This window comes from Phenylobacterium sp., assembly GCF_031412415.1.
Classification (GTDB): domain Bacteria; phylum Pseudomonadota; class Alphaproteobacteria; order Caulobacterales; family Caulobacteraceae; genus Phenylobacterium.
In genome coordinates, this window is record NZ_JANOCX010000272.1 from 1 (window position 1) to 10851 (window position 10851).

Consider the following 10851-nt stretch of genomic DNA (forward strand, 5'->3'; position numbering starts at 1 on the left):
CGTCGCCGACCAGTTCGAGGCCACCCTGGTGTGGATGGACGACGAGCCGATGCTGCCCGGCCGGCCCTACCTGTTGAAGATCGGGGCCCAGACCGTCCAGGCGACGATCACCGAGCCCAAGTACCGGGTCAACGTCAACACGCTGGAGCACACGGCGGCCAAGCGGCTGGACCTCAACGAGATCGGGGTCTGCAACCTGTCGCTGGACGCCCCCATCGCCTTCGACGCCTATGCCGACAACCACGACCTGGGCGGTTTCATCCTGATCGACAGGATGTCCAACCGGACCGTCGGCGCGGGCATGCTGCATTTCGCCCTGCGCCGAAGCCAGAATATCCACTGGCAGGCCTTGGACGTCGACAAGGCCTCGCGCGCGACCCTGAAAGGCCAGCGGGGCCGCGTGGTCTGGCTCACGGGCCTCTCGGGTTCGGGCAAGTCGACCATCGCCAACCTCGTCGAGAAGCGCCTTCACGCCAACGGCCGCCACACCTACCTGCTGGACGGCGACAATGTCCGCCACGGCTTGAACAAGGACCTGGGCTTCACCGACGAGGATCGGGTCGAGAACATCCGCCGCGTCGCCGAGGTCTCCAAGCTGATGGTCGACGCGGGCCTGATCGTGCTGGTCAGCTTCATCTCGCCGTTCCGCGCCGAGCGACGCATGGCCCGCGAACTCCAGGCGGAAGGGGACTTCGTCGAGGTCTATGTGAACACGCCGCTGGAGGTCGCCGAGCAGCGCGACGTAAAGGGCCTCTACAAGAAGGCCCGCGCGGGCGAGCTCAAGAATTTCACCGGCATCGACAGCCCCTATGAGGCGCCGGAGACCCCCGAGATCGTCGTCGACACCACCGCCATGTCCCCCACGGAGGCTGCCGAACGGATCGTCGCCTGGCTGGAAGGCGAGCTCGACTACTCGATCTAGAGCTTCAGGCTAGGGCTTCGGGAAGTGCGGCATGAAATAGGCCGCCTCAGCCGTCGCGCGGGCGAACGACGGCCGTGCGTTCAGCCGCGCCAAATAGCCGGCGGTGTTGGGAAAGGCGTCGCCTAGCGGCTCCACCAGATCGGCGTAGAACAGGGCCGGAGCCGCCGCGCAGTCGGCCAGGGTGAACGCGTCGCCCATGGCCCAGGTCTTGCCGGCCATGTCCTGCTCGATCCATTCATAGGCTGTCTGCAGGGCGGCGTGCGCCGCCGCCACGCCCGTCGGGTCCTTCGCGTCAGCCGGTCGCAGCCGGTCGCTGACGATCCGCTGCATCGGGTCCTGCACATGCAGATCGTAGAACCGGTCGCGCAGTCGCGCGCGCCACGCCAGGTCGGGATTGGGGGGAAGGAAGCGCACCGCGCCCGGATAGTGCGCATCCAGGTACTCGATGATGATCGTCGCCTCCGGGACAGCAACCCCCCGCGCCTCATCCCGCAGCACCGGCATCTTGCCCATCGGCCAGATCGCTCGGAACGCGTTCCGCGAGGTCTCATCGCCGAGGTTCACCTCGCGAAATTCGAAGGGCGTCTCGTTCTCGTAGAGCGCGACAATCGCCTTCTGGCAGTACGAGGAGAAGGCGTGGCCGTACAGCAGCAGGGACATGACGGGCTCAGCGAGTTGGGGACTCAGAATTCCAGCACGATCTTACCGAAGTGCTCGCCGCCGGCCATGGCCGCGAAGGCCGCGCCAGCCTCAGTCCAGGGGAACACCTTGTCGACGACGGGGCCGATGCCATGCAGCTCCAGCGCTCGGCACATGGCTTCGAACATCTCGCGCGATCCCACCGACAGCCCCTGCAGCCGCGCCGAATTCCCGATCAGAACGGCGGGGTTGATGTCGCCCGCCCCGGCCACCACGCCGATGATGGCGATGTGACCGCCGATCCGCACGGCGCGCAGGCTCTGCTGGATCGTGCCGCCGCCGCCGACCTCCATGATGAAGTCCGCGCCGTCGGGGGCGATCTCGCGCACCGCCCGGCCCCAGTCCGGAGTGGTCTTGTAGTTGATCAGGTGGTCGGCCCCGAGCGTCTTGGCCCGCGCGAGCTTCTCATCGGACGAGGAGGTGATGATGGTCCGGTAGCCAGCGGCCTTCGCGAATTGGAGGCCGAAGATCGACACACCGCCTGTGCCCTGAAGCACCACGGTGTCGCCAGGTTCCAGGCGCGCATCCTCGAACAGGCCGCGCCAGGCGGTCAGCGCCGCGCAGGGCAGGGTCGCCACCTGCTGGTCTGTCAGGTAGTCGGGGACCTTCGACACGCCTTCCTGGCTGAAGACCGCCAGTTCGCGCCCCGCGCCAGGGATCGGAAATCCGAGGGCTGACGACAGCTTGGCCAGGGTCGGCCGGCCGGCGTTCCAGTTCTGGAAGAACAGGGTCGCCACGCGGTCGCCGACAGCCACGCGCGTCACGCCCGGCCCGATCGCCTCGACCACGCCGCAGCCGTCCGAAAACGGCGTGATCAGGTCCTCGGTGGTCGCCGAAGCGCGGCCGTACATGCCGTTGATCATCAGGAGGTCGCGATAGTTCAGCGAGACCGCCTTCATCCGCACCAGGACCTCGCCGTGGCTGGGCGACGGATCGGGAGCCTCCACGACCTTCAGGCTGCCCGCGCCCCACGGTGCGGCGGCTTGCAGAGCCCTCATGACGTTCCTCCAGATGTGTTCGCTTCGGCCATAGTCGCGGCTTCGGACAAGCCCGCAAGGCTGTCGTCGCGTAAGCTCAGAGGTCTAGCCGGCGGACGCCGTAGAGACGCAGCGCCCCGATCAGGCCCAGGGCCGACATCAAAGCCATCGCGAGGTAGCCCTTCGCCCCGACCACGTCGAACAGCCAACCCGAGCCGATGGTCGCGGCGCCCATCAGCATCCCCCCGGAAAGCGCCGAGTTGATGGTCTGGGCGGCCGAGGCGTTGGCTGGGGTCGACAGCCGCTCCACGATCTGGAGCGAGGCCAGGAAGGTCGCGGCATAGGTGAAGGTGTGCAGGGCCTGCAAGGGGAACACCAGCCAGAGCGGCGGCGAGAACGCCAGGATGGTCCAGCGGACCAGGGCCGCCACGCCGCCCATCACGAGCAGGTTGCGCGGCCCCATGCGCCGCCGCCAGGGTTCCATGAACCAGAGAAAGGCGACCTCGACGGCCACGGCCACGCCCCACAGGACCCCAACGGTGCTCTCCGGGACGCCCTGCTGCTTCCAGGCCAGGGTCGAGAAGGAATAGTAGAAAGCGTGCGCCGACTGGATCAGGCCCACCGACACGACCGCCAGCATGAAATTGCCATCGCGCAGCAGGTCCTTCAGTCCTGCCAGCCGATCCGAAAGACGGCTCGCATCACCGCCTTCGCGCACCCGGTCGGGCGGCAGCAGGCTTCGCGCCGCGAAGGCGGCCAGTAGGGCGGCCGCCGTGATCCAGACCAACACCAGTTCGGGTGAGTACCGCACCAGCAGCGCCCCGACGCCGACATTGGCGACGATGAACGCGGCCGACCCGATGCCCCGCGGCCAGCCATAGTTGAAGCCGTCCAGCCGCGCCCGGGTGAACACGATGACGTCGGTCAGGGGCACGATGGTGGCGAAGACGCTGTAGGCGACGAACCAGACGCCGAACCACCAGGCGAAGCCGAAGGGCGCGGCCAGCAGCCCGTAGGCGACCGTGGACGCCAACGCCATCAGGATCAGCGGCGTGCGGCGCAGCTTGAAACTGTCGGCCCACATGGCGATGGCTGGGGCGGTCACCGCCCGCGCCAGCATGGGCGCCGACAGGATCAGCCCGATCTCGGCGCCCGACAGCCCGCGACTGGCGAACCAGACCGGGATGTAGGGGGAACTCGCTCCCGTACCGACGAACAGGGCGGCGTAGAACAGGCCAAGGCGCACCGGTGGTGTCATCTGAAGCGTCAGCTACTGCGAGTCGCCTGCGTTATTCTTGCGACATCTCGCAAGACTCGCGTCCGAGACCTTCCGCAACGGCCTCGACGCGTGCTAGCGCCAAGCTGCGATGTCCGAACCCTCCAGAGCCGCGCGAGTCTCCGAGCTCCTCGAGCAGGTGGGAAAGCGTTCGGGGCGCAAGATCAAGGTCGCCCACGTGGTGGAGACCTTCGGCGACCGGGCTTTTGGCGCCCTGATGTTCGTCTTCGCCGCCCCGCTGGTCCTTCCCATGCCGCCCGGCGTTTCGGCCCTGCTGGGCGCCCCGCTCATGTTCATCACCGCCCAGTGGATGCTGGGCCGCCGCACGCTCTGGCTGCCCAACGCCCTGCTCGAGCGCGAAATGAGCATGACGGATTTCCGGGCGCTGTCGGTGAAGCTGAAGCCCTATCTGGAGCGGATCGAACGCAGCCTGCGGCCCCGCCTGACCTTCATGTATAATCCCATCGGCGACCGCCTCGTCGGGCTGCTCTGCTTCGTGCTGTCGCTGATCGTCTTCCTGCCGATACCGTTCGGCAACATGCTGCCGTCCTTCGCCATCGCCGCCTTCGCCATCGGCGGCGCCGAGCGCGACGGCCTGGCGGCGATCGTCGGTTGGATCTTCGCGGTCATCTCGATCGCGGTGTTGTGGATTTTCTCGAAGGCGATCCTGGCCGCGGTGATCGCCTTCTTCACAACCCTGGTCGGCATGTTCTGAGCGGGCGTGGCGACGGCGGTCGCGACGCCCTATGTGGCCTGCACAACCCTCGCCACTGGAGCACGCCTTGTCCCTGTCCCTCTACGACATCTCGATCCCGGTCTACCTGAACACCCTGCGCAATCTCGCGGCGATGATGGAAAAGGCCGAGGCGCACGCCGCCGACAATGGCGTCGTGCTCACCGCCTTCACCGAGGCGCGGCTGACCGACGACATGCACCCCTTCCCCCGCCAGATCCACATGGCCAGCGACGCGGCGAAGGGTGGCGCGGCCCGTCTCGCGGGGATCGAGCCCCCCAGCTTCCCGGACGTCGAGACGACCTTCCCTGAGCTGAAGGAGCGGATCGCCAAGACCATCGCCTTCCTGGAGAGCATCAAGCGTGAGCAGGTCGACGGCGGCGAGAACCGCACCATCGAGCTTCCCCTGCCCGGCCGCACCATGACCTTCACCGCGCCGGACTTCCTGTTCCGTTTCTCGCTGCCGAACTTCTACTTCCACGTGGTGACCGCCTACGGCCTGCTGCGCGCCAATGGCGCCCCGCTCGGAAAGATGGACTACCTGGCCGGCGCCCAGCCGGTCTGATCGCCGCCGCTCGCGCCTCGGCATGGTTGCCGAGGCGCGAGGTCGGGGGAAGGTCGACGGCGCTCCAGAATTGCAGAGCGAAGGGAGACCGCGATGGACCGCGCCAACAGCCTCGACCGAGCCCTGCGCGACCGCGCCGCCGCCGTGATCCCGGGCGGCATGTACGGGCACCAGGCCACCGGCCTCCTGCCCGACGACTATCCGCAGTTCTTCGCCAAGGCGGAGGGCGCCCATATTTGGGACGTCGACGGCAACCGCTATCTGGACCTCATGTGCGCCTATGGGCCGAACCTGTTCGGCTACGCCAATCCGGAGGTCGACGCGGCCTATGTCCGCCAGCTCGGTCTGGGCGACACCCTCACCGGCCCCACCGAGCTGATGGTCCGCCTGGCGGAGGAGATGACCGCCATGGTCACCCACGCCGCCTGGGCCATGTTCTGCAAGAACGGCACCGACGCCACCTCCATGGCGCTGGTCACTGCTCGCGCCCACACGCGGCGCAAGACCATCATCCGCGCGCGCGGCGCCTATCACGGCGCGGCGCCCTGGTGCACGCCGCGGCCGACCGGCACCATCGACACCGACAAGGCCCATCAGGTCTTCTGCGATTACAACGACGTCGCCAGCCTGGAGGCTGCGGTGGCGGAAGCCGGCGACGATCTCGCCGCCATCTTCGCCGCGCCGTTCAAGCACGACGCCTTCATCGACCAGGCCGCCCCAGACCCCGCCTACGCCCGTCGCGCTCGAGAACTGTGCGACCAGACCGGCGCCCTGCTGATCGTCGACGACGTCCGCGCCGGTCTGCGCATGACGCGGGACTGCTCCTGGTCCCTGCTGGGGATCGAGCCGGACCTCTCGACCTGGGGCAAGTGCATCGCCAACGGCCATCCGATCTCCGCCCTGCTGGGCTCGGAAAAGGCCCGCAAGGCAGCGGCCTCGATCTACGTCACAGGCTCGTTCTGGTTCCAGGCCGCGCCGATGGCCGCGGCGCTCGAGACCCTGCGCCTGGTCCGCGACACCGACTATCTGGAGCGGATCGAGACCCTCGGTGACCGTCTCGCCAAGGGCCTGACAGAACGCGCTTCAGCGGCCGGCTTTGGCCTGCGCTGCTCGGGGCCGACCCAGATGCCGCTCTACCTGTTCGACGACGATCCTGACCTTCGAAAGGGCTTCTTCTTCGTCAGCCAGATGCTGGCGCGGGGAGTCTACATGCACCCCTGGCACAACATGTTCCTGTGCTCGGCGATGACAGAGGCCGACATCGACCAGGCCCTGGACGCCGCAGACGGCGCCTTCGCCGCGCTGAAGCGCGACGCGCCAGGCCTGGCGCCCGTCGAGAAGCTCGCCTTCCTTTCCGCCGCCTCGAGGTAATTCCAGATGCCGATCAACGACTATTCGGAACACGACGGCCTGGCGCTGGCCGGCCTGGTGGCCAAGGGCGAAGTCACCCCGCTGGAACTGGTGGACGCCGCCATCGAGCGGATCGAGCGCCATAACCCGACCCTGAACGCTGTGGTCTACAAGGCCTATGACGAGGCGCGCGAGCGGGCGAAAGGCCCTCTCCCCGACGGCGCGTTCAAGGGCGTGCCGTTCCTGATCAAGGACCTGGGCATGCCGGTGGCCGGCTGGCCCCGCAGCTATGGCAGCAAGTTCGCCGCCAGCGTGGTGGACACGCAGGACGGCGGCCTGACCGCCCGCTATCGTGAGGCCGGCGTGGTGCCGCTGGGCAAGACCAATACGCCTGAATACGGCATCACCGGGACGACCGAGGGGGCCCACCTTGGCGCCTGCCGCAATCCCTGGAACCCCAACCACATCTCCGGCGGGTCGTCGGGCGGGGCGGCCTCGGCGGTGGCGGCGGGGATCGTGCCCCTGGCCCACGCCAGCGACGGCCTGGGTTCGATCCGTATTCCCGCGGCCTGCTGCGGCCTCGTCGGCTTGAAAGTCACCCGCGACCGCAATCCCAACGGCCAAGACGACACCGCCTACGCCATGGGCTTCACCGTCGACCATGTTGTGACCCGGACGGTCCGCGACAGCGCCGCCATGCTGGACGCCACCGGCAAGCCGCGCGCCGACTCCCCCTTCGCCGCCCCGCCCAAGGAGCGCCCCTATCTCGAGGAGATCGAGCGCAGCCCCGGCAAGCTTCGCATCGCCTGGTCCTCCGAGACGCCCTCCGGACGGCCGATCGAGCCGGAGATCCAGGCCGCCCTGGAACGCACCGCCGACCTGCTGAAGCGCCTCGGCCACGAGGTTGTCGAGAAGGGCATGGGCCTCGACTACCGCGCCCTCTATGCCGCGCGAGGCCCGGTCTCTGGCGCCAATTTCGCCGCCGACATGGCCCAGCTGATCGAGCAGATCGGCCGCGAGCCTGAGCCCGACGAGCTAGAGCCCCTCACCTGGGCCTCGCTGAAGGGCGGCCGTAAGGTCACGGGCGAACAGGCCTGGAAGGGCTGGCAGGACCTGCGCGTGCTGAACCGCAAGACCCTGGCCTTCTTCGAGGACTGGGACGTCTATCTGTGCCCCGTGCTGGGAACCCCGGTGCCCGAGGTCGGCTACATCGATCCGGTCAACCTGGAGCCTCGCGAGGTGAACCGTCGCCAGGGCGGCGTCTTCCCCTACACCCCGCCGTTCAACTTCTCGGGCCAGCCGTCGATGTCCCTGCCGCTGGAGATGTCGGCAAACGGCCTGCCCATCGGCATGATGTTCACCTCGCGCTTCGCCGACGAGGCCACCCTCTTCCGCCTCGCCGCCCAACTGGAGAAGGAAGCCCCCTGGAAGGATCGTCGCCCGGCGGTCTGGGGATAGGGACTTTGCGCATCTGGATGACGCTCGCCGCGTTGGGCGGCCTGCTGGCGGTCGGCTTCGGCGCGTTCGGCGCGCACGGTGTGACCGATCCCAAGGCGCGGGAGTGGCTGCAGACCGGAGCGACCTACGCCTTCGTCCACTGCCTGGCGGTGTTCGCAGGCTCGCGGGTCAGTGCGCGATTGGCGCCGCCCCTGTTCCTCGGGGGCATGCTGTTGTTCTCGGGCTCGCTGTTCGCCATGGCGCTGGGCGCGCCGCGCATCCTGGGCGCCGTGACGCCCATCGGCGGTGTGCTGTTCATGGCCGGCTGGCTGGCGCTCACGTTCGGCGCCTGGAAGGCTCAGGACTGAGCGGTCTTCCGCAGGGGCAGCGCGTGTAGCGCCGCAGCCGAGCCCGCCAGGGCGATCAGCATCACGATGGCCATGGGCCGAGGGGTGCCGTCGTGCAGGACGCCGGCCAGGCCGGCGGCCAAGGCTCCGAGGCCGAACGAGGCGCCGCCCATCAGCGCCGAGATCGATCCCGCCCGACGCGGATCGACGCTCAGCGCGCCGGCCATGGTGTTGCCCTGCATGAAGCCATAGCTGGCCAGCAGGATGAACAGCAGCGGCAGCACGCTCCACCGCTCCCCGACGCCGGTGACCGCCGCTACGGTCAGGGCCACGGCGGCCAGGGTCGAGATCACCGCCGCTCGGCCCAGGATCTCATCGGGCGTGTTCCGCCGCAGGAGGTAGCGGTTGACCTGGCTGGCCCCGATGATCCCCACCGCGTTGGCGCCGAACACCCAGCCGAAGGCTGAAGGGGTGATGCCGAAAGTTCCGATCAGCAGTTCCGGCGAGGTTGAGATGTAGGTGAACAGGGTCGCCCCGTTCAGGCCGCCCGCCAGGGCGTAACCCACCAGTCTGGGCTGTCGGAACAAGGCGGCATAGGCCTGGAACGGGTTCTCAGACGCCGCCTGGGCCGCCGTCTCAGCCGAGCGCGACTCCTGCAACCGAAACATCGCAGCCGCCCCGCAGGCCAGGCCGAACATCGCCAGCACCCAGAAGTTCCACCGCCAGCCGCCGAGCGTCAGTAGGACCCCGCCCAGCAGAGGCGCCAATACCGGGGCCAGGCCCATGATCAGGGTCAGCAGCGAGAGCATCCGCGCCGTCTCGGTGTGGTTGAACTTGTCGCGAACCACGGCGCGCGCCACCACCCCGCCCGCGCAGCCGCCCAGGCCCTGAACGAAGCGCGAGGCCAGCAGCATCTCCGGCGACGTCGCCAGCGCGCAGGCCACCGAGGCGGCGATGAAGATGCTCACCCCCACCAGGATCGGCGGTCGCCGGCCGAACCGGTCGGAGGCCGGGCCATAAAGGAACTGGCCGATCGCCATGCCGGCGATGAAGGCCGCCACCGTCGCCTGGGTCTGTCCCGCGCTCGCGCCCAGCGACTGGCCGATGGCCGGCAGGCTGGGCAGGTACATGTCGATGGACATGGGCGCGAAGGCGGTCAGCGCGCCCAGCAGGATGACCAGTCCCCACGGCGTGCGGTCGTCGGCAGGGCGTTGGACGGGGTCGCTCATGCTGTTCTTCTAGCGCGCTTCGCGAGGCCGCCAAGCCGCGCTTGCCTTCCGCTCAAGGAACCCTGCCAGTCTGCCCGCAACACTGCTCACGGAGCCGCCTCGATGTCCGCCCTCGCCCGCCAGATGCCCCCCGTCCAGTACGCCGCCGTCAATGGCGTCGACATGGCCTATTATGAGGTCGGCCCGCGCGGCCAGGGCGTGCCCATCGTGTTCTGCCACGGCTTTCCGGAGCTGGCCTTCTCCTGGCGCCATCAACTCAAGGCCTGCGAGGCCGCCGGCCGCTGGGCCATCGCGCCGGACCAGCGCGGCTATGGCCTTACCTCCGCGCCGGAGGCGGTGACCGACTACGACATGGAGCACCTGACCGCCGACCTCGTCGGCCTGCTGGATCACCTGGGCGTCGAGAAGGCCGTGTTCGTGGGCCATGACTGGGGCGGCATCGTCGTGTGGGCCATGCCGCTTATGCATCCAGACCGGGTCGCCGGGATCGTCGGACTCAACACGCCCTTCATGCGTCGCCCGCCCATGGACCCTATCGCCGGCATGCGGATGATGTTCGGCGAAGACATGTACATCGTCTGGTTTCAGAAGCCGGGGGTGGCCGACGCGGCCCTGGGCGCCGATGTCGACAAGACCATGCGCTTCTTCATGCGAACCCCCGCCGCCATGGCCGCCGCCCTCGCCGAGGGCGCCGTAGCGGGCCTGACCCTGGGCGGCGAGGCCACCGCCGAAACCCCGACCTTCGCCTTCGGCGACGCGCTCAAGGCCTGGGACAAGTCCGACACCGCCAACCAGCTGCTGAACGCCGACGAGTTGGCGGCCTTCGTGGAGACCTTCCAGTCCACCGGTTTCACCGGCGGCATCAACTGGTACCGCAACTTCACCCGCAACTGGGAGAAGTCGGCCAGCTTCCCCACGCGGATCGACGGTGTCCCCTGCCTGATGATCATGGCCGAGAAGGACGTTGTCCTCTCCCCCGCCATGGCCGACGGGATGGAGGAGGTGATCGGCGACCTCGAGAAGGTGCTGGTCAAGGATTCCGGCCATTGGACGCAGCAGGAAAAGCCTGAAGAGGTCAATCGCCTCATCCTGGGCTGGATGGACAAGCGCTTCCCGACGTAAACAGGGAGCATGGAACGCACCACGCCCTCACCCGTCGTCTCGTCCTCCGCGCACCGGCGGGGTCTTTTCCGGGACAATGAGCCCTATGCCCAGGGCTGGCTGGCCACCGGCGGCCCGCATGAGATCTTCTACGAGGAGTGCGGAACCCCGGACGGCAAGCCTTGCGTCATCCTGCACGGCGGTCCGGGCGGGGC

At 68.4% G+C, this 10851-nt stretch carries 11 protein-coding genes and 1 pseudogene; 8 read left to right on the plus strand and 4 right to left on the minus strand.

The features are described 5' to 3' along the window. Positions 1–922 (plus strand): adenylyl-sulfate kinase (gene cysC / locus RMO04_RS13190; RefSeq protein ID WP_309645240.1); only part of this gene is annotated, 922 nt, incomplete at its 5' end. 9 nt (positions 923–931) lie between these two features. On the opposite strand, the gene RMO04_RS13195 is transcribed toward cysC, so the two are convergent. The 3 genes from RMO04_RS13195 to RMO04_RS13205 form a co-directional block, all read right to left on the minus strand. Further along, positions 932–1582, minus strand: a complete 651-nt coding sequence (locus RMO04_RS13195) for a glutathione S-transferase family protein (RefSeq protein WP_309645241.1) — start codon at positions 1580–1582, stop codon at positions 932–934. 23 nt (positions 1583–1605) lie between these two features. Continuing rightward, positions 1606–2619: an NAD(P)-dependent alcohol dehydrogenase gene (locus RMO04_RS13200; RefSeq protein WP_309645242.1), complete on the minus strand. Its 1014-nt coding sequence runs from the start codon at positions 2617–2619 to the stop codon at positions 1606–1608. A gap of 76 nt (positions 2620–2695) precedes the next feature. Next, on the minus strand, positions 2696–3856 hold the full coding sequence (locus RMO04_RS13205) for an MFS transporter (protein ID WP_309645243.1): 1161 nt from the start codon (positions 3854–3856) through the stop codon (positions 2696–2698). 109 nt (positions 3857–3965) lie between these two features. Here RMO04_RS13205 and RMO04_RS13210 point away from each other — a divergent pair, with 109 nt between their 5' ends. The 5 genes from RMO04_RS13210 to RMO04_RS13230 all read left to right on the plus strand — a co-directional run bounded on the left by RMO04_RS13210 (position 3966) and on the right by RMO04_RS13230 (position 8327). Continuing rightward, positions 3966–4589, plus strand: a complete 624-nt coding sequence (locus RMO04_RS13210; RefSeq protein ID WP_309645244.1) for an exopolysaccharide biosynthesis protein — start codon at positions 3966–3968, stop codon at positions 4587–4589. Between the two features lie 67 nt (positions 4590–4656). After that, a complete protein-coding gene (locus RMO04_RS13215; protein WP_309645245.1) occupies positions 4657–5172 on the plus strand; it encodes a DUF1993 domain-containing protein in 516 nt (171 codons plus the stop codon). A 93-nt stretch (positions 5173–5265) separates the two neighbouring features. Next, positions 5266–6543, plus strand: a complete 1278-nt coding sequence (locus RMO04_RS13220; protein ID WP_309645246.1) for an aminotransferase class III-fold pyridoxal phosphate-dependent enzyme — start codon at positions 5266–5268, stop codon at positions 6541–6543. Between the two features lie 6 nt (positions 6544–6549). After that, positions 6550–7980: an amidase family protein gene (locus tag RMO04_RS13225; RefSeq protein WP_309645247.1), complete on the plus strand. Its 1431-nt coding sequence runs from the start codon at positions 6550–6552 to the stop codon at positions 7978–7980. Positions 7981–7985: 5 nt separating this feature from the next. After that, complete coding sequence (locus tag RMO04_RS13230; protein ID WP_405041505.1) at positions 7986–8327, plus strand: DUF423 domain-containing protein; 342 nt, start codon at positions 7986–7988, stop codon at positions 8325–8327. Here RMO04_RS13230 and RMO04_RS13235 read toward each other — a convergent pair. Beyond that, positions 8318–9535 carry a multidrug effflux MFS transporter gene (locus RMO04_RS13235; RefSeq protein ID WP_309645248.1) on the minus strand — a complete coding sequence of 406 codons (1218 nt, stop codon included), beginning with the start codon at positions 9533–9535 and terminating at the stop codon, positions 8318–8320. The genes RMO04_RS13230 and RMO04_RS13235 overlap by 10 nt on opposite strands. A gap of 102 nt (positions 9536–9637) precedes the next feature. Between RMO04_RS13235 and RMO04_RS13240 the strand changes: the two genes are divergently transcribed. Both RMO04_RS13240 and RMO04_RS13245 read left to right on the plus strand, forming a co-directional pair. Further along, on the plus strand, positions 9638–10657 hold the full coding sequence (locus RMO04_RS13240; protein WP_309645249.1) for an alpha/beta hydrolase: 1020 nt from the start codon (positions 9638–9640) through the stop codon (positions 10655–10657). 9 nt (positions 10658–10666) lie between these two features. Further along, positions 10667–10851: pseudogene (locus RMO04_RS13245) on the plus strand (prolyl aminopeptidase); the annotation flags it as partial.